Origin of the sequence: Saliniradius amylolyticus (assembly GCF_003143555.1) — a bacterium.
Classification (GTDB): domain Bacteria; phylum Pseudomonadota; class Gammaproteobacteria; order Enterobacterales; family Alteromonadaceae; genus Saliniradius; species Saliniradius amylolyticus.
In genome coordinates, this window is sequence record NZ_CP029347.1 from 1806551 (window position 1) to 1825672 (window position 19122).

The following is a 19122-nucleotide window of genomic DNA, read 5'->3' on the forward strand; positions in this document are numbered from 1 at the left end:
ACATTTACATAACAAATTTATCAGGAAAGCCCATTCTGGGTATGCGACTATGGTCGAACTGCGGTTAAGCAAGTAGTATCAGTACCTTAGACCATGGTCTATAAGCCATTGCAGCCAGACCTGACTAAGGTAGGGAAAGTACATTAATGAACCAATCCACCATGACCCTGTTCTGGATTCTGGCGGCCCTGTTATACATGGGTGCGCTGTTTTTGCTGGCCCGCTGGGGCGATCATCGTCAGTCCCTGGCCCACCGCCTGTCCCGTCATCCGGCTATCTATGCCTTGGGTCTTGGTATTTACTGTACATCCTGGACGTACTATGGCGCTGTGGGCTCGGCGGCCAAGGAGCAATGGCAGTTTCTGCCAATTTTGCTTGGCCCCATACTGCTGTTCGTGTTCGGTTTTCCGGTGCTGCGTAAAATGGTCGCGGTCAGTAAGCGCCAGAATATCACCTCCATTGCCGATTTCCTGTCTTCCCGGTACGGCAAACGCCGCGATATCGCCGTTCTCGTCACCTTACTGATGACGTTTGCCACCCTGCCCTACATTGCCTTACAACTAAAGGCTGTGGATACCAGCTTCAGTGTATTGGCAGGACTGGAAAGTGGTGATCAAGGCTATCTGAAAGCTTTGATCACCACCGCTATCATGGCTGTGTTTGCGGTGTTTTTCGGTACCCGTCATAACGAGTTAACCCAGTACCGTTCAGGCCTGATGCTGGCGATCGGCTCCGAATCTCTGGTCAAGCTATTCGGCCTTTGCGTCGCCGCTGTATTTGCCGCACAGCTGCTTACCGAACCTCAATGGGAGCCACAACAAATGGAGCGCATCCAGCAAAACTGGCTGCACTGGCAAGGTTCGACGTTCGAGTTTGTCGTCCAGACGCTCATGGCCGGGGCCGTCATCCTCTGTCTGCCACGTCAGTTTCAGGTCATGGTCGTGGACAACCATAATCCGACACACCTGAATATGGCTCGCTGGTTATTTCCGCTCTATTTGCTGCTGACCATCTTCGCCATAATTCCCATTGCCATTGCCGGTGAGCTTACCTTCGGTGGCAGCGTCGATCCGGATACCTATCTGATGCAACTGGCCGGCAGCCAAGGCTCTTATTTATTAAGTCTAATGGTCTTTACCGGCGGTATCTCTGCAGCCGGTGCCATGATCATCGTCTCCAGCCTGGCACTGAGCACCATGCTGACCAATGATGTGATTCTGCCATTACTCATGCGCAATAATCCCAAGCGCTGGCTCACACCGCATAAGTATTCCCGTGCCCTTTTGCCCCTGCGCCGGGCGGTCATCATCATTATTTTGTTGATGTCTTACGCCTATTACAGCATCTGGGGTAACCAGACCGCCTTGGCCAGCATGGGCCTGTTAGCCTTTTCTCTGGTGATTCAGGTCGTGCCCTTTATTTTGGGTGGTCTGTACTGGAAGCGGGCTCATGCCAGCGGTGTCTTGGCAGGACTTGCCGTAGGACTGGCCGCGTGGGGCCTGTTTATTGGCTGGCCTCTGGTAGCGCTGGGCCAAAATCCAACCGGACAGGTGATTGCCGAGGGTACCGTCATTAGTCTGCTGGCCAGCACCTGTGCATATGTACTGTTTTCCTTTAGTGCCGGTCAACGCCTGCTGGACCGGGTTCAGGCCAGCGCCTTTGTCACTCCCTTTGAAAAGCCCGCCCAGGCTGGTCGTTTGCCCATATACAGTCAAACCCGCTTCGAGGATTTAAAGCAGTTATTGGAAACCTTTTTAGGCAAGCCCCGCACCGACAGCCTGATACGCCATTACCAACGACAACAAGGCGTGACTCTCACTGCGGACAGTGCCCCGGATGACGATCTCATTCAATACTGTGAACGAGCCCTGACCAGTGTGCTCGGCAGCAGCTCAGCACGCACTCTTGTTGCGGTGCTGCTTAGCGGCCAGCGTATGGATGTAGAACAGGTCTTCAATGTTTTTGAAGACACCACTCAGGCACTGCAAAACCACCAGGCTATCCTGTTTAATTCGCTGGAAAACCTGTCTCAGGGAATCAGTGTGATCGACAAAGAGCTCAGACTGGTGGCCTGGAATAAGGCCTACCTGGATCTATTTGACTATCCCAGCGACATGGTAGAGGTCGGCCAACCCATCGAAACCCTAATCCGTTTTAACGCCGAACGCGGCGAATGTGGCCCCGGCGACGTGCAACAGCACGTACAAAAAAGGCTCAATTACCTGCGTCAAGGCAGCCCGCAGCGTTTCGTTCGCCAGCGTCGTGACGGTCGGGTTATTGAGATCAACGGCAACCCTCTGCCTCAAGGTGGTTTTGTCACCAGTTTTAGCGACATCACCCGTCATGTCGAGCTACAGAAGGCGTTGGAGGACGCCAATATCGATCTTGAAGCACGTATTCGTGACCGGACTCAGGAGATATCCGCCATCAATGCCGAGCTGGAGCGGGCCCGCTTGCAGGCCGAACAGGCCAATGAATCCAAGAGCCGCTTCCTGGCTTTGGCAAGCCACGATATTCTGCAGCCCTTAAACGCCGCCAAACTGTATTTATCAGCGGTGGATGATAATCAATTAAGCCCGGCCAATCAGAGCTCACTGGGCAAGCTCGGCGATGCTCTGCAAACCAGTGAACAGTTAATTTCCACCTTGCTGGAAATTGCTAAACTGGAGCAAGGCGCTCTTCAACCCAGTCTGTCTGAGGTTGCTCTAGGTCCCTTATTAAACCAACTGGAAGCGGCTTATCATCCGATGGCAGACCACAATGGCGTGCGGCTGACGGTCCGCTCCACTCCTGCTGTCGTTAAAAGCGATGCCACCTACTTAAGACGCATTCTGCAAAACCTGATTTCCAACGCCATTAAGTACAGTCCGAATGGACGGGTACTGGTGGGCGCAAGGCGACGTGGCGAGCAGTGGCTGATTCAGGTTTGGGACAACGGCTTGGGTATCGCCCCCAGCGAACAGCGACAGGTTTTTGATGATTTTTATCGTGCCCACCGGGGGCAGATCCGCGGCGTTGGCCTGGGCTTGAGCGTGGTCCAGAAGATGAGCGATCAACTCGGCCACCCTGTCACACTGAATTCCGAGCTTGGCTCTGGCAGTTGTTTTAACGTTCTGGTGCCTGCAGCCTCTGGGCAACACCAACCAAGTGACGCAGCTCCGATTACCAGCAGTGGCGACCTGAACGGTCTCAGGGTGCTCTTTGTGGATGATAACCCCACCAATCTGGATGCCCTGAAAGCTCTCCTGGATAAGTGGCATTGCCATGGTCAGGGCTTTACCCGTTCGGAGGACGCCCTGTCCTACGCCGATAGTTATTCGGCGCCCGATGTATTGATCATGGATTATCAGTTAAACAACCCGACTGAAGATGGTCTGAGCCTGATAGCAACACTGCGTCAGCGGTGGCAGGCTGACATTCCGGCTTTACTGGTCACCGCGGCCAGAGAGGAAGACTTGCGTAAGCGCGCCCGGGAACAGGGCGTCGGCTTTTTAGGAAAACCCATTAAAGCGGGTGCTTTACGGGCTTGGTTGAGTCACCAACGACGAGCGGACTGAGCGGTGAGAAAAGTGTTGCCAACACTTCTCATGCAGGTAAAAAGCGAACGTATTGACAGTCGGTTCAATTAACGCCACCAAACCGCCAGCCATCACGCTACCGGTCAGTAAGTAGGTAATAGTGAAGGCCACACTAAAGTGTACCAGAGCAAAACTGATTGTCTTGAACATCAAGATCTCCCATTAATCCCATTTCACAGGCCAAGTTTGGCGCATCCGCGATGATTTTTAAAAATGATTAAAATCAATCACCCTAAAGCACTGAAACGATTAAAGGCTTCCTCATGATCACAACAGGTCATTTACAGTCATTCACTCTCGCTAACAGAGTTCACTTTTTCTTGAACAATCACGGCATTTACAGCCACTTTTCCGCAGTAAAGCATTATTTTTTTGTTGTTCTGCTGCTAAAATATCCAACTTAAAAAGACCGGTCAGCCGAAGACTCGCTCTCTTCCAACTGGTGACCGGGATGCACACATTTCAGGCACATCAACTGGTACAGCAAATGAAAACATTGAACAAAGCCTCACTGGCATTAAGCATACAAGCCGTGCTTTTTGCCTCAGCCGTCTCTGCGCAAAGTGAAGACGAGACCAAGATTGAACTGGAACAGATTACGGTGACCGCGCAGAAGCGCACCCAAAGCATTCAGGAAGTGCCCATTTCTATCGCCACCCTGAGTGGTGAAAAATTTGAAAACATGTTCTCTGCCGGTGACGATGTGCTGGCACTGGCCAACCGGGTCCCCGGCCTCTACGCCGAGTCTTCCAACGGACGTATCGCGCCACGCTTTTACATTCGCGGTTTAGGCAATACCGACTTTGACCTGGCAGCCTCTCAGCCGGTGTCCATCGTGATGGATGAAGTGGTCAAGGAAAACGTTATTTTAAAAAGCTTCCCGCTGTTTGATGTCGAGCGAGTGGAGGTTATCCGTGGCCCTCAGGGCACCCTGTTTGGCCGTAACACTACCGCCGGCATTATTAAGTTCGACACCCGTAAGCCTCGCGATGGCTTCGATGCCTTTGTCGAGACGGCTGTGGGCAGCTATGGCACCTTTAACCTGGAAGGTGCCGTCGGTAACAGCATTACCGATGAGTTGTCCTTTCGTCTTTCTGGTCTGTCCCAAAACCGCGAAGACTGGGTGGATAACGGCCTTACCGGCGAGCAAGATGCCCTGGGTGGATACCATGAAAACGCCGGCCGCTTGCAGTTTTTATACGATACTGGTGACTTTAACGCCCTGCTGAGCATGCATACTCGAGACCTAGAAGGCACCTCTACCCTGTTCCGCGCCAATATCGTTGACTCGGGCAGTACGGATCTGAACGAGAATTACGACCGCGATACCGTGTATTACGATCAGGGCGACAATAACCCTCAGGAATACGAAAACCACGGTGCCCAGCTGAGACTGGAAAAGTTCTTTGACACCGTCAGCCTGACCGCCATCAGCGCCTATGAAACCGCCGATGGCCGCAGTAAGGGTGATATCGACGGCGGTAACGCGGGCATGGGACTAGGTGCCAGCAGCTTTCCTGCCGTTACCGAAGATCAGCTTAACGATCTGCGCCAGTTTACTCAGGAAGTGCGTATCGCCAGCCTGGGCAATCAGCAGCTGGACTGGCAGGTGGGCGCGTTTTTCTTCGATTCCTCCTTTGGTGTAACCACGGTAGATGGCTTTTTTGGCACCACCACTGTTTATCACGACAACGAAACCTGGGCGGTGTTTGGGCAGTCGTCTTATCAGCTGAATGAGCGTTTGGAAGTGACCGGCGGCATTCGCTACACCCACGATGAGAAGTCTTTCCGCGTCGGCGAGCAAAATGTGGATAGTTTTGCACTGAGCATCGGCGCCGCTGCCATTCAGGACTATGAAGACATCAACGTGGATGACGGTCAGGTGAGCTGGGAGCTGGCCGCGAATTACGAGCTAAGCGACAACGCCAATCTGTTTTCCCGTATCGCCCAGGGCTTTCGGGCGCAAACCATTCAGGGCCGGGATGTGGCCTTTGAAAAAGCCGCCTCTGTGGCCGACGCCGAAACCATTGACTCCTTTGAAATTGGCATTAAATCGGACCTGATGGATCGTCGCCTGCGCCTGAACGCCGCACTGTTTTACTATGAGATCGACGACATCCAGCTTTCTGCCATCGGTGGTCAGACTCAGGGTAACCAGCTGATCAATGCCGATAAGGGCGTGGGGCAGGGCTTTGAAGTGGATGTGGAATTCCTGGCAATGGATAACCTCTCGTTGACCGCAGGCTACAGCTTTACCGATACAGAACTGCAGGATCGCGGCTTAGAAATAGCCCCCTGCGGTTCTGGCATGTGTACCGTGCTCGACCCCATTGCTGACAGCGGTAATGCCCTCGTGAACGGCAACCCCTTCCCTCAGGCACCCGAGCAGGTATTTAACTTTACCGCCCGTTATACTCATGAGGTCGACAGCGGTGAACTTTTTGTTCTGACCGACTGGGCCTGGCAGGGTGATACCAACCTGTTTATCTATGACGCAGTGGAGTTCAGTACCTCTGGTAACTTCGAAGGCGGCCTGCGTGTCGGCTACGAAAACTTCCGTCATGACTATAAGGTTTCTCTGTTCGGGCGCAATATTACGGACGAGGACAACGTAAAAGGCGCTATCGACTTTAACAACAATACTCTGTTTGTGAACGAGCCACGGGTTGTCGGCGTCGAGTTCCGCATGAACTTCTATTAAACCAGTCCTGCCAGCCGGATACGGTTATTTCAGATAGCCAAGTCCGGCTGGCAGTGTTCTTCATCCTGCAAATCAACACAGCCTGCATAGGTTCGCATAAGCAACAGAGGTCTTTTAAAACGCGCTGTCTGTTGATTCACACTTAAAAACCAGGCCAGTTTCCAATACGCAGTGTTCCTGAGAAGAAGCCCCTTGGTCGCAATTGACGTTACCGACCTACTCTGCATTGCTCGGCGTGGTCGTCGAGATCAGTTCTGGCCTCGGCTATCAACGCTTTTAATGTCTGGGGCTGAGCGGCATGACTGACCGCACTGCCACACTGCAAAAGACACTCGCATCCGGATGAGTCCAGTGACTGATACAGCCGCCGCGCAATATTACTGACCGCCATGCTCCCCAAAGCCAACAGAACAAACTCTCCCCGACTCACCTGCCCCGCTAAATCCGAGCGGCGAGCATGGGTCAGCAACCATTGACATACTTTTTGCTGACAGTCATCGTCAGACGTGTCTTCGCCAGTACTCACTCGGATAATCATTAAAGTAGCGTCCATTCCCCCTAGCTCTAGCAAACCCAGGGTTTGCTCCGCCTGCGGATAAAAGGCTTCCCAGGAAGGTAGCGTGTTCCTCTCAGGCTCTTCCTGGCCGTACTCACTCAGCGCCGACTCCAGTCTGCGTCCCAGCAGACCCAGCATTTTGCGTTGCATCGCTGTCAGGGATTCTAACTCGGGCCGCCACAACAGCAGAGCCCCGACGACCATTCCCGCTTCCAGGCCTATAGGTAACCCCACCACCATACCAAAATGCTGACTCCCCAAACCCGAGTCCACTTCCTGACCAACAGAAAGCTCCATATTGGTTCCTGTGGTAATCACGCGGCGGACGATAGAATCGTGGACGTTTTGAGGTACCAGGCTTTGTCCCAAGCTGACCACCACTTCAGCTTTGTTCGTGTTCAGAATGCAAAACTCGACCGATTCGGCCTCAAATAACCGCTGTCCCAGATACAGAACTCGCTCCCATCGCATATCCCGTTGTTTATCCAACAACCCCAGTGCCCTGACGTAATCATGGCGACGCTGCTCTACCTGCTTGAGCTGACGATGAAACCAATCCATCACCCCATCACCCGGCATGGGGCGAGCAATCAGGTATCCTTGCAATACATCACAACCGATGTTGTGTAAAAAAGCGCTTGAATCCTCATCCTCTACCCCTTCGGCGACGAGATTTAACCCCAGGTTATGGGCTAAGTCTGTCATCGAACGCACTATCGCCCGGGATTCCGGATTTGTGGTGATATCCTGTACGAAGGACTTATCAATTTTTAGCTCACTATAAGGCAGGCGCACCAACTGCTGCATAGAAGAGTACCCTGTGCCGAAATCATCAATGGCCAGTTGAAACCCTTTCATCCTGAGACGGGTCAGTAGTTGCAAGGGGTCCCCCTTGTCCGGTATCGCGCAACTCTCAGTCAACTCAAATAAGATCTGACTGGTGGGAACGGCAAATTGCTCACACAGCTCTTGCAAGCGGTCAAACATATCCGCGTCTGCCAGGGACTCGACGGATATATTAATCGACAGGGTCAGATTCTGCGTCACACCGACATAGCGGCCATTCTCCTTAAGGTTTTTCAGGCTGCCCAAGAAGTCAGAAAACCAGGCAACACCGTGTTCAAACAAGCGCAAAGTCATCTGACTGACCAGGCCTTCTTGCTCTGCAACGGGAATAAATGCATCGGGCTGGATCATACCTAGCGCTGGGTGAGACCAACGTGCCAGGGCTTCGAAGCCTATTAATTCATGAGTCAAGGCATCCACTTTGGGCTGGTAGTAGTAACATAGCTGTCCTTGTTCTAAAGCATCCAACAGGCTTTGAGCTGATAATTGAAATACCTGTTCATCTGGGGCCACGGCCGGACGCGCCGGTTGCTCCGGATGCTCAGAGGGAACCGGCTTCAATGGCGCCCGAAGCATCTCTTTTAGTTGCGCTGGAGAAAAAGGCTTATGCAAAACTCCTCTAACCGGCAAACCGTGCTCTGCGGCTGATCGCTTAGCCGCTTCTAACACTCGCGTATCCACTCCGCTGGACAAAATAATAGCCGGACAGGTCTCTTGCTGTGCCAAAACCATTAATACTTCCATACCGTCCATGTCTGGCATAATAAGGTCCACCACCACCACATCCGGCTGCCAGTCATCCAGAGCGGAGAAAAAGTCCTTAGCGGTCTCACAATGACGGGCCTCCATGCCTGCAAAGCGTGCGGTTCTCTCTATGGTTTTCCCTGCCAGGTGATCGTCATCCAATACCACCAAGCGCCCTTTAATCTTTCCAGTCAGGCTCATCAGTGACATACCCCCTCCTGTTTGCTGCCGAAGCAGGCAAATTTCCATGAATGTATGACGACGTTGACAGCATGCTCTGTACCTTCTTCAGCAACGTCTCTTTCTTGAATGGCTTACACAGCAGCACTCTGTCCGGCTGCTGGCTTACAGAGGTGGAATCGTTATAGCCGGAAATGAACAAAACCGGCAAGCGAGGCGATTCAGCCTGTATCCGCTCAGCCAGTTCAAAGCCCGTCACTTCGGGCATCATCACATCGGTAATCAGCAGGTGAAACTTAGCTGGCTGACGCTCAAATATCGCCAGCGCCTGACTCGGACAACTGGCCGTTTTGACGTTAAAGCCAGCCCTGACTAATACCTGTGCCACGTACTGACGTACCATGGTATCGTCCTCCACGACTAGGATATTCGCCACTGACCGCAGCCTTCCGCTGACTTCCGGGTCATGGTCGGGCCGCAGTCTGGTCGGCGCCGCCTGCCCCTCGTATTTCGGTAAGTACAGCTGAAAACGAGCACCTTCTCCCACGGCTGACGATAAAGAAATATAGCCCTGACTTTGTTTCACAAAACCAAACACCATACTCAAGCCCAGACCGGAACCTTCCCCCTTAGGTTTACTGGTATAAAAAGGTTCGAATATCCGTTGCTGCTGCTGATCATCCATACCATGGCCCGTATCCGACACCGACAGTAATACATATTCTCCCGGCGCCATTTCACCATCCACACTGCAGCCTTCACTGACTGCGATATTGCTGGCTTCAATGGTTAAACGACCACCACCGGGCATTGCATCTACCGCATTGAGACACAAGTTCAATATGGCGTTTTGCAACTGAGAGGGATCAACTTCAACGTGCCACAGGCTGTCATGCAAATCCCAGTTAAACTCGACCCTGTCACCGAGGGTGCGACGTAAAATCGGATCCATGTCGGTTAATAATTCCAGAACATCCAATACCTCGGGTTCCAGAGATTGTTTTCTGGCGAAGGCTAATAGGCGTTGAGTCAAGTCGGCACCACTGCGTCCGGCAGACAAAACCAGCTCAAGAGTTTCCAGTATCGTTTCTCTCTCCAGCGGGGCATCTGAGTTTTCCACCTCTTCCTGCAGCAACTCACTGTTACCAATAATTACCGTCAGCAGGTTATTGAAATCGTGGGCTACGCCACCTGTGAGTTGCCCTACAGCTTCCATTCGATAAGACTGTCGCAGTTTTTCCTCCAGCTCATATTCCTTGGTGACATCCGATATCCCCCCTACCATACGAACCGCCTGGCCCTTATCGTTCCTCAACACATACCCTTTATCCTTTACCCGGGCATAACTGCCATCCTGCCTGCGAAACCGATAGGATTGACGCCACTCAATAGCATCACCGGCCAGAAATTCTTTCAGTTCGGCGAATAGCGAGGCTTGTTCATCAGGGTGGATGTTCTGGCGCCAGAAGTTCTTGTCCACCGGCGCATGGCTGGGGCTAAGGCCAAACATGTCATAGAAACCTGGACTCCACCAACATTCGTCGGCCTCAATATCCCAGTCCCAGATAGCATCAGCGGTAGCCTGAGCCACATAGCGAAACCGCTGTTCCGCCTGACCCAACTGCTCTTGCAGGCGCTTGTATTGGTGCACATACTCACAAACCAATACCAACTGGGCAGACGCACCGTTATCCTCACTCAGTACCGATGCATTCAGTCGCACCCAAAAAGGCTCGCGGTGCCCGGTATCAAAGCGCAGTTCCAACCGAGCACTGGTTTGATCCCGCTTAAGCAGCCGTTTCCATGACTGCTTGAGCCTGAAATGATCACTTTCCTTTACCCAGTCAAAAATCGTATTCTGGTACATCAGCGATTCGTCCAGCCCAATCATTTTGAGCCAGGCAGGATTCATTGAGCACAAACGACCATCGGCTTCCGCCAGTGCTATACCCACAGGAGCATGCCGATAAACCTCGTGAAATTCCCTCTGGTATCGGCGTAGTCGCTGCTCATAACTCAGCCGCCGAAGTGTCTGGCCCGCTGCCCGAGAAAGCTTATTGATAACCATTCTGTCAGTTTTGGAAGGTCGCTGAGCCCGACAGTGCAGCAATAACACCACCGCCTGCTCGTCTTGATGTATTCTGACCGGAGCCGACCACACACTCTCATACCCGTGTGCCAATAACAGCTCTGCCAGAGCAGAGTGTTGCACCTCTGACCGGCAGTCTTCAATATAAGGTCTGGCACCCGACAGCACTGATGTCATAAAGGTCTGTGCCAATGGGAGTAGTGATTCGCTCAGTGTTCCCGGAAAATCGTCACCGCTCAGAATACGATGCCCTGAAGCAGAGTTATCGGATATCAGCATTAACGCCCTGCAGCCCATATAAAAAGCCTGCAACCGTTCAATGATCACTCGTGCAACCTGGAGTTCTGGCTCGTCCCGTCCCCCAAGCTTCATAAGCTGACGATCAAGTTCCAACAGCGTGCGCCTGGCCGCCGACGGGGTCACATCCCAGTGCTCCATTAACGCAAAACCTGCATGACCGGGAACTGGGGTTACTCGCATCTTAAACCAGAGATGAGCCGTCTGGCTTTGACAGGGATAATTCATCTCAAAGCTCTTGCGCTGTCCCGTAAGTACCTCGGACACGCCCTTAAACGCTTCATGAGCCATTCGTTGATGAGGCTCGGAAGCCTGACAGCAAATATCGAGGTAATTTGCTCCAAGCCCCGCTTCAGCCAGGGTCAACTGATTTTCATCCGCGAATTGCTGCCATGCCTGGTTAAGCGCGATGATACGACCATCGCTGTCAAGCAACGCCACTTCATTTGGGATGGCATCCATCAAAACGTCAAACTGATCGACCAGCTGTTCTTTCACGTCCATGCCCCTTAGCAAGCGATAAGCAGATACTGATAAAAACCTCTGAGGACTCTATACTCCAGTGTAGTTTTTAAAGTGTTAAATAGGAAACCATGACGAACCCGGTGCCAACCATCGATATTCAGCAACTCAGCTACTACACTGGCGACCTAAGTTCTGACGAGTTTATCTTCTTCATTGAAGAGTTTCGGACAACCTTAGAAGAACGGGGTGAGATGGTGATAAACCACGGACGAGGCGGCGACTGGCAACAAGTTGACGCCATAGTGCATAACCTAAAAACCAATACTATCTATATAGGTGCAGAGGACCTTCACCAGAAATGCCTGGCCGGCGAAAAGCTCTTTAGATCTGCCGGTATTGATGAACAACAGCTCAATCAATGGCTGGAGGAGTTTCAATCGGCCCATCATCGATTGATGAAGGCCATTCATAACCTATTAAAGGAATATCAGAATGCAAAGAAGGCACGAGGTTAATGACGTCCAGGTGTTACTTCATACCAACAACACCGACGATGACAAACTGCTCATTAATACCCTGAGTCAGAGTAAGCTGATATTCGAAGTCACCAACTCTGACGCTGACATACTCAAGCATCTGACATGCGACAGGCCCAAGGTGCTCTTGGTATCCAATGAGGAAATTGAACAATCGCTGTCGCTGTATTTCCGTAGCCTGGCCCACTGCGATGATCAGCAACTGGTGGACCATGCTCTGGTCTTATGCTGTTCACGACAGCAGGAAAGACAAGCCCATGAACTCTTCATGCAGGGCATCATCAATGACTACCTGATCACCCGTCCAACCTATGAGGTATTGCGTCCGGTTGAGGTGGTCTATCACCTGTTACACGAACTGGGTATCTATGCTTACCCTGACAACGACCGATTTATTGAACAGGCTTGTGTGGCCGTCAACCAGGAAGACGATGAGATCGTCCATGGGATCGAACGTAAATACCGTTTTTATCGTCATCACCGAGACCAGTTACAACAGCTCAACCGATTATTAATCGATTGTCAGCAAAAGCTCAGGCAACAGTCTTCTTTATCCGAATCCTTATCTGAGATTAACCTGGTTATCAGCCGGTTTAAGCAACTGCCATTGCCTGCAATGCTGGTGCTGCACTCCTCCATTCTGAATTTGCTGACATTACTGATGCGCCCCTTTGTCAAGAATTCGGATCACGAGCCCTCGCGTCGGACCTCACAAAAACCAGCAACCTCCTCTAAAGACAAAGAAGTGGCAACAGACAAAACTGACGACGTTGACAATGATTCGTCCAAGGCGGACTCACAAGAAAGCACCTCAGACGCTATGAACAACGGTTCTGAAAAGCGGGAGGCTCGGAAACCAAAGCAGATAACCACACTTCAGAATAAATCAGACAACGACGACAGTACGACCCAGCTTGCGCCCGCCTCGAGTGGTAAACAACGTGTGCTATTGGTGGAAGATGACACCATGAGCGCCATGGTAAGCCAGAAACTGCTGGAGTCTATGGGATTCAGCGTCGACTGGACCAGCCTGGGGCGGCGTGCCATAAGTCTGCTAAAAGAGCGCAGTTATAGTCTGATACTGATGGATATCTACTTACCCGATACTGATGGCTTGTTGGTGGTTGATCAGCTGGGACACATGCAATGCATTAACAGCGACACTCCAGTGTCCATTCTAACCAGCAAGAAACACCGCTCGTTGGTAACACGAGCCATGCAGGCAGGCGCCAATGAGTATATTTTGAAACCCTTAACCAAGGACGCCGTGCGCTTTCTCTGCCAACAACACCAAATCTCGCTAGCCTGCTAGTTCGCTGGCAAACTTCCGCGTCATCAGGCGCAGATACAAACTGGGCCAGAGTCGGTACAATATGGCGGCGAAGGCGGTAAAATGATCGGGGAATAACCGCTGCTTGTTGTTTTTTATCGCCTTTTCAATTTTCTCGGCCATCCAGTCACCGGTTCGCATTTTACCCACCATTGAGCGCGCGTGGCTTGCTTTACCGCCCTTACCATCCAGGGCGTTAGTCTCAATGGGCGTATCCAAAAAGCTCGGGTACACCATCAGTACCGAGACATCTTTATGTGCCACTTCGGCACGAAAGGTCTCAAAATACTGATGCAAGGCCGACTTAGCGGCGCAGTAACCGGCGCGCCCGGCCACCGGCATCCAACCCGCCATAGAGCCGATATTCACCACCTTTCCCCTGGCGTTCTCCAAAGCCGTCAGCAACCCCTGCGCCAGTAATACCGGTGCCAGATAATCCACCGCCATCACCGCCTCAAGCACACGGGAGTCTGTCTGATAACTCAGCGAGCGATGGGTAATACCGGCATTATTCACCAGCAATGCCACTTCACCGGTCAACGAACGAATATGTTCAATCAGGTGATCGATGGCCACCCTGTCGGTTAAATCAGCGACCAGAGTATAATGACCATCCCAATGGCCCCATTGCTCCTCCAGAGCGACTTCATTTCTGTCCACCAGAATCAAACGGTAATCAAAGGCTAACCTGCGAGCCAAAGCCAAACCCAATCCGGATGCAGCGCCCGTGACAACAGCATAAGGTTGGGATTTCATGGCAACATCCCCTGATGATGCGCATAGTATTCAAACACCTGCCTGGAATTCATACTGGGCGTAAACCCAAACTGCTCTTTTAAGGCACGGTTGCTTAACACCGGCCGATAACGCAGAAAGTCCAGCTGCTCTGGCCCATAGGGCGTCAGGTGCAGCCGCTGCCCCACCCAAAGGGCCACTTTTAATAGCCAGGCAGGCAGAGTCCGCACCGGCTTATTCAATATCGCAGCGATCTCATCCATGCTTAAAGCGCCGTCTCCGGCCAGATTATAAATCCCGGTTTTGCGCTCATCCACGCCGGTAACCACAATATCGGCCACATCCTTATCCAAAATAAACACAAAGGGCGAGTCCGAGCCCTGAACCGCCAACAAAGTCGATTTCTTAAACAAGCGAGTGATAAGGTTATCCGTCTCTTTACCCAGGATGGTGCCCGGGCGCAGAATCAGCTGATGCAACTGGGGCACGCTCTGGCGAAAGTCGGCCAGCATCTCCTCAACCTTACGTTTGTGGTAACTGTACGAAAAATGATAATTCCCTCTGACCGGATCGATTTCCGTCAACCAGTCCGGACTGTCGGCATGATAACCGTAGGCTGCCCCACTGCTGGTCACCGTCAAGTGATTCACGCCATTGGTCACGCAAGCATCCAGTAAGTTGCGGGTGCCGTTAACCTCGATATCATAATCCCGCGCTCTGTCTTGTGAAGGGGTGACAATGCTTGCCAGGTGCACAACCTGTTCAATGCCTGCCTCTCCCATAAAACCAACGAGCTCTTGGCTGCGAATATCCATCCGCCGATAATGATAATGCGGTGGCTCAGCGTCGATGATATCGATACCAAACACCTGATGCTTCCCTGCCAGAGCCGACACCACCTGCTTGCCCAGATAGCCTTGGCTACCAGTAATTAAGATACGGCTCATGCCTTCGCCTCCTGAGCTTGCTCTTGCCGGTCCCGGCGATGCCAGAACCAGGCAAGCGACAGGCCGCTCACCAGATGCCAGATCCCCCAGGCAGCGGCGATGATAGCCATCTCGGTCAGGCTGCCGAAAAAGGTAAAGATGATCCCCAGACCAAGACCGGAATTTTGCAGCCCCACCTCCAAAGTTACTGCCCGGGTATCTGCATTGTTAAGTTTCATCCCACGAGCCGTTACCCACCCAACCATCAGCGCCAAGGCATTGTGAAACACCACGACGAGCAAAAAGATGCTGGCGCCGGCGACAAACTCGGACCAGTTTCTGGCCAAGGCAATCAACACAAACAACAGCAGGGTAAACAGAGAAATAAAGCGAAATGCGCCTTCACTGCGCTGGGCAAAAACTGGCAACCAGCGGCCAGCCAACAGTCCTAATGACAAGGGGATTGCCAACACAAACACCACCACCATCAGGATATCCTGAGGAGGCACAGCGATCTGTTTTAACAGTTCAGCAGTGGCTGGGTTTAAACTGGCGTACAGTGCAAAGTTAAAAGGCGTCATGCCTACTGCCGCCAGGCTGGCAATGCCGGTCATGCTCACGGACATGGCGGTATTTCCTCGCGCCAGATACGTCATGATATTGGAAAAGCTACCGCCCGGGCAGCTACCCACTAAAATCAGCCCCAAGGCAACCTGTGTCGGCATGGGAATTACCATGGTTAAGGCCCAGGTCATCAGCGGCAAAATCAGAAACTGCGCCAGAATCCCGGTCAGCGGTGCCTTAGGCTTTAACACCACCCGTTTAAAGTCCTCAGCCTTAAGACTCAGGGCGATACCGAACATCATTAGCGCTAAAATGGCGTTTAGAATCAACAAACTGGACTGAGACATATCAGCTTGCCACACCTAAAAACTGGTAAGCCTCAGACAATGCCTTGAGGTAGTCCTGTTTATGCACATAGTACGCCATCCGCTCAAGTGGCAGATAGTCCAGGCCACCATCAATGCGCGTATTACTGCATTGTTTCACCTTGGTCATAAATTGCCCGGCAAGCTCTGGCTGCTGATGACGCATCTGTATAAAGCGTGCCACCACCTGGGCCTGGTCATCTCGCCCCTGCCAGCCTAACCCGGCGGCTTCCACCATGCCCATCACAAACAAATTGTCGTGCTTAGGCGTAAAAGCATTCAGGTACAGAGCGGGCGCGTCTCCTTGCCAGTTTAAATGGTCAGCATCAATAAAGGGATAGTGCAGTTTATAGCCGGTGGCTTCCAGGATTAGATCGTATTGACCGTTGGAGCCGTCTTTAAACTCGGCGCCAGTGGCGGTCAGCCGTTCGATCCCCGGGCGAGGCTGAATATCCCCATGCCCAATATGGTGCAAAAAAAGGCTGTTTACTACCGGATGGGACTCGTACATCTTGTAATCGGGGTCTGGCAACCCGAAATCACTCGGCTTACCGGAGATCAGGCGCACTAACGTACCGTCGACCCATTGCTTAACCCGATTAGGTAAACGTAGCTTTCCCCCCAACGTATCTGTGGGCTTACCGGCGACAAACTTAGGCAGAAAGTAATACCCCCTGCGTACCACCATATCCACCGAGTGCGCCCGGTGCACAGCATCTACGGCGATATCACAGCCACTATTGCCACAGCCGACGATCAGCACTCGCTTGCCCTCAAACAAGGCCGGATCCCGGTAATCGCAGCTATGCAGGCGCTCACCGTCAAACTGGCCTGGAAATTCAACCCGCTTTGGGTGGTGCAGGGTGCCGTTGGCAATTAACACGCCCGATGCGGCCAGCGTTTTGGACTCTTCGCCTTGCTGGTACACCACCTGCCAGTCATCACCGTCAGGCTCAATCGCCTCTACCCAACATCCAAACCGATAATGTTTATAAAGATCAAAGTGTCGGGCATAATCGCGAAAATACTCCCGCATCTCATCGTGACGAGGATAGGCAGCAACCTCCGCCTTCATGGGAAAGTCGGCAAACTCCGTCATTCGCTTGGAGGAAATCAGGTGCGCCGAGTCATACATGGTACTGGTCGGACTGTCGATGTCCCATAACCCCCCCACATCCCGATGAGCTTCCAACCCAACGACGGGAATGTCCAGCTCAGCCAGACGCCGAACGGTGCACAATCCCATGGGCCCCGCGCCTATTACGACATAAGGTTTCATGCATGACTCCTGAAGATAATACCAACGCCATGTTAACCTTTCCGTAACAAAACCCCAGACTCCGTCGGGACCGAGTTTGGTTAATTCGGGACATTATGACATACTGGGCTCAATAGCCATTGCAGTGCAAACTATGACAGTTACTCCAAGCTTCAGTAAGGCCATTGTAGCGGTATTGGCTCCTTCGGGCATCACAGTGCCAGACGCATTGTGTCAGGAGATCCAACAATATCCTGCAGAGCAGCGACTCCCCATGTCAGTTCAGGATCGCCTCTGGCAAGCCATCGAGCCCCATTGCAAAGCCACTACAGGTTTTGACATCGGCAGCCGCCTGCAGCCGGATCACTATGACATGCTGGGGTTTCTGGTGCTGAGCTGCACCCGCTTATCGCAAGCCGCCGATATGCTAGTCAGTTATTCCCGCTTAGTAGGCGAAGGCGGTCGATTTTATAAAGAGCGCACCGAGCAAGGCTGGCGACTCGGCTATCAGGCCCAGTTTAGCACCGCCCGACAACTGCGTTTGCAGGCCATACTGGCATCGGTGCTTAATGGGGTCCGCCATGTTACCGAAACCGAACTGGCGCCTTTAGAGGTGGGCATGGAGTGGCCGGAGCCGGATGAGTACCGCCCTTATCGCAAGCTCTTTAAAACAGCCCGGCTAAAGTTCAGTCAGCCAAGTAACTACCTGGTGTTCAGCGATACTGAATGGTGGCAACAACGTCGCCACAATAGTCCCGAATTGCAACAACATATGGTGAAGCTGGCCGAGCTACAGCTAAGGCGGCTGCAGCCAGAAACGATCGCCGATAAGGTACGTACCATCCTCCAACAACAGCCCTGGCTGGGACGCAGTCAGGTAGCCGAAGCGTTGGCCATGAGCGAACGACACCTTAACCGTAAACTCAAGCCCTATGGGTTTAGCTTCAAGAGCCTCACCGAAGAGGTCAAGAAACAGCGATTACAGGAGTTACTGGTGAACGACCAGAGAATCAGCCAGAGTCATCTGGCTGATTATTTCGGCTACGCCGATGAGAGCGCTTTTGCTAAAGCCTTCAAGCGTTGGATGGGGATGAACCTTAGTCAGTATCGGCAGCGGGAGGAGCAATGAACAGCTCCACAGCACATTACCGCCCAGCCCGGGTATCCCCATGCCGAAACAAAAATAAAGCGCCGTGGTACCTGTGCCTGTACCTGCTGGCCGCACTGTTTTCTATCCCGGGCCACAGTGCGACCTTCAGGATAGGCTTAGAGCCTTTTCCGCCTCTGATCACCGCAGACAGACAAGGCATGACGGTGCGTTTCCTTCAATCCATCGAGCAACGACTACCAGAGCATCATTTTAAAATAATGATCATGCCCTACAACCGTGCCAAAAAAGAACTTAAGGAAGGACGGCTCGATATGATCGGCCATACTCCTTATCAAAAAGAAACTCAGGACTTCTATGAGTACGCGGAAGAAATCCATTGGTCCATTGCTGCGCCTTTGGATATCTATTCCATCCAGCGCGATTATTTAGAGCCAGAAGTCTTCAGCAAGCTCAATCATATCGGCACTCCGCGAGGCAATGAGGACTTTCTGGCCGAGCTGCTGGGACTGAGTCCAAAGCAATTTTTTGCCGCCGGCAATATCGATAACCTGGTGGAAATGATGGGTATAGGCCGCATTCCAGCGTTTATTTTCGCCCGCGCCCCTACGGTCAGTATGATCCAGAAATTGGATTTGCGAGGTATCTATTATCGCAACCTGGTCACACTGCATGCCAGTCTGGCCGTTAGCAAGACTGCGTCTGGTCAACAGCTTCAGGCCCTGATGGAAGAAGCCATCGAGCAAATGGATGTTGAAAAATGGTTCCACCGCCAATACCACTACAATGACATGGCTGAACAAGGCATTGTACCCGTCAGCATCACTCACCCATAACGATCAGG

At 52.3% G+C, this 19122-nt stretch carries 13 protein-coding genes; 6 read left to right on the forward strand and 7 right to left on the reverse strand.

The features are described 5' to 3' along the window. Nucleotides 1–146 precede the first annotated feature (146 nt). Nucleotides 147–3557: a PAS domain-containing hybrid sensor histidine kinase/response regulator gene (locus tag HMF8227_RS08455; protein WP_420820524.1), complete on the forward strand. Its 3411-nt coding sequence runs from the start codon at nucleotides 147–149 to the stop codon at nucleotides 3555–3557. Here HMF8227_RS08455 and HMF8227_RS08460 read toward each other — a convergent pair. Beyond that, nucleotides 3519–3728, reverse strand: coding sequence for a DUF2061 domain-containing protein (locus HMF8227_RS08460; protein ID WP_109339770.1), 210 nt, complete (start codon nucleotides 3726–3728; stop codon nucleotides 3519–3521). The two genes, HMF8227_RS08455 and HMF8227_RS08460, sit on opposite strands and share 39 nt — an antisense overlap. A 337-nt stretch (nucleotides 3729–4065) precedes the next feature. Between HMF8227_RS08460 and HMF8227_RS08465 the strand changes: the two genes are divergently transcribed. Then, nucleotides 4066–6279, forward strand: coding sequence for a TonB-dependent receptor (locus HMF8227_RS08465; RefSeq protein ID WP_109341050.1), 2214 nt, complete (start codon nucleotides 4066–4068; stop codon nucleotides 6277–6279). A 208-nt stretch (nucleotides 6280–6487) separates the two neighbouring features. On the opposite strand, the gene HMF8227_RS08470 is transcribed toward HMF8227_RS08465, so the two are convergent. After that, nucleotides 6488–8635, reverse strand: coding sequence for an EAL domain-containing response regulator (locus HMF8227_RS08470; RefSeq protein WP_162558548.1), 2148 nt, complete (start codon nucleotides 8633–8635; stop codon nucleotides 6488–6490). Then, nucleotides 8604–11489: a PAS domain-containing hybrid sensor histidine kinase/response regulator gene (locus HMF8227_RS08475; RefSeq protein WP_162558549.1), complete on the reverse strand. Its 2886-nt coding sequence runs from the start codon at nucleotides 11487–11489 to the stop codon at nucleotides 8604–8606. Before HMF8227_RS08475 ends, HMF8227_RS08470 begins: the two co-directional genes overlap by 32 nt. 95 nt (nucleotides 11490–11584) lie before the next feature. Between HMF8227_RS08475 and HMF8227_RS08480 the strand changes: the two genes are divergently transcribed. Together HMF8227_RS08480 and HMF8227_RS08485 are read left to right on the forward strand one after the other, a co-directional pair. Continuing rightward, a complete protein-coding gene (locus HMF8227_RS08480) occupies nucleotides 11585–11971 on the forward strand; it encodes an Hpt domain-containing protein (protein WP_109339773.1) in 387 nt (128 codons plus the stop codon). After that, entirely contained in the window at nucleotides 11949–13304 is a 1356-nt protein-coding gene (locus HMF8227_RS08485; RefSeq protein ID WP_109339774.1) for a response regulator, read from the forward strand. The genes HMF8227_RS08480 and HMF8227_RS08485 overlap by 23 nt, the downstream gene beginning before the upstream one ends. Here the strand turns inward: HMF8227_RS08485 and HMF8227_RS08490 are convergent. The 4 genes from HMF8227_RS08490 to HMF8227_RS08505 are packed head-to-tail and all read right to left on the reverse strand — an operon-like array spanning nucleotide 13293 to nucleotide 17191. Next, nucleotides 13293–14078 carry an SDR family NAD(P)-dependent oxidoreductase gene (locus tag HMF8227_RS08490; RefSeq protein ID WP_109339775.1) on the reverse strand — a complete coding sequence of 262 codons (786 nt, stop codon included), beginning with the start codon at nucleotides 14076–14078 and terminating at the stop codon, nucleotides 13293–13295. The two genes, HMF8227_RS08485 and HMF8227_RS08490, sit on opposite strands and share 12 nt — an antisense overlap. Further along, a complete protein-coding gene (locus HMF8227_RS08495; RefSeq protein WP_109339776.1) occupies nucleotides 14075–15004 on the reverse strand; it encodes an SDR family oxidoreductase in 930 nt (309 codons plus the stop codon). Before HMF8227_RS08495 ends, HMF8227_RS08490 begins: the two co-directional genes overlap by 4 nt. Next, a complete protein-coding gene (locus HMF8227_RS08500) occupies nucleotides 15001–15894 on the reverse strand; it encodes a bile acid:sodium symporter family protein (RefSeq protein WP_109339777.1) in 894 nt (297 codons plus the stop codon). Before HMF8227_RS08500 ends, HMF8227_RS08495 begins: the two co-directional genes overlap by 4 nt. 1 nt (nucleotide 15895) lies before the next feature. Next, the gene (locus tag HMF8227_RS08505; protein WP_109339778.1) at nucleotides 15896–17191 is read right to left on the reverse strand and encodes a flavin-containing monooxygenase; all 1296 of its coding nucleotides are present in this window, start codon (nucleotides 17189–17191) and stop codon (nucleotides 15896–15898) included. Between the two features lie 133 nt (nucleotides 17192–17324). Between HMF8227_RS08505 and HMF8227_RS08510 the strand changes: the two genes are divergently transcribed. Together HMF8227_RS08510 and HMF8227_RS08515 are read left to right on the forward strand one after the other, a co-directional pair. After that, a complete protein-coding gene (locus HMF8227_RS08510; RefSeq protein WP_109339779.1) occupies nucleotides 17325–18299 on the forward strand; it encodes an AraC family transcriptional regulator in 975 nt (324 codons plus the stop codon). After that, a complete protein-coding gene (locus HMF8227_RS08515) occupies nucleotides 18296–19114 on the forward strand; it encodes a type 2 periplasmic-binding domain-containing protein (RefSeq protein ID WP_109339780.1) in 819 nt (272 codons plus the stop codon). Before HMF8227_RS08510 ends, HMF8227_RS08515 begins: the two co-directional genes overlap by 4 nt. Nucleotides 19115–19122: the final 8 nt, after the last annotated feature.

Bases quoted from the DNA above. Each gene is read 5' to 3' on its own strand.
- HMF8227_RS08470 (WP_162558548.1), bottom strand. From the start codon at position 8,635: ATGTCACTGATGAGCCTGACTGGAAAGATTAAAGGGCGCTTGGTGGTA.
- HMF8227_RS08485 (WP_109339774.1), top strand. From the start codon at position 11,949: ATGCAAAGAAGGCACGAGGTTAATGACGTCCAGGTGTTACTTCATACC.
- HMF8227_RS08480 (WP_109339773.1), top strand. From the start codon at position 11,585: ATGACGAACCCGGTGCCAACCATCGATATTCAGCAACTCAGCTACTAC.
- HMF8227_RS08500 (WP_109339777.1), bottom strand. From the start codon at position 15,894: ATGTCTCAGTCCAGTTTGTTGATTCTAAACGCCATTTTAGCGCTAATG.
- HMF8227_RS08505 (WP_109339778.1), bottom strand. From the start codon at position 17,191: ATGAAACCTTATGTCGTAATAGGCGCGGGGCCCATGGGATTGTGCACC.
- HMF8227_RS08460 (WP_109339770.1), bottom strand. From the start codon at position 3,728: ATGTTCAAGACAATCAGTTTTGCTCTGGTACACTTTAGTGTGGCCTTC.
- HMF8227_RS08490 (WP_109339775.1), bottom strand. From the start codon at position 14,078: ATGAAATCCCAACCTTATGCTGTTGTCACGGGCGCTGCATCCGGATTG.
- HMF8227_RS08515 (WP_109339780.1), top strand. From the start codon at position 18,296: ATGAACAGCTCCACAGCACATTACCGCCCAGCCCGGGTATCCCCATGC.
- HMF8227_RS08495 (WP_109339776.1), bottom strand. From the start codon at position 15,004: ATGAGCCGTATCTTAATTACTGGTAGCCAAGGCTATCTGGGCAAGCAG.
- HMF8227_RS08455 (WP_420820524.1), top strand. From the start codon at position 147: ATGAACCAATCCACCATGACCCTGTTCTGGATTCTGGCGGCCCTGTTA.
- HMF8227_RS08510 (WP_109339779.1), top strand. From the start codon at position 17,325: ATGACAGTTACTCCAAGCTTCAGTAAGGCCATTGTAGCGGTATTGGCT.
- HMF8227_RS08465 (WP_109341050.1), top strand. From the start codon at position 4,066: ATGAAAACATTGAACAAAGCCTCACTGGCATTAAGCATACAAGCCGTG.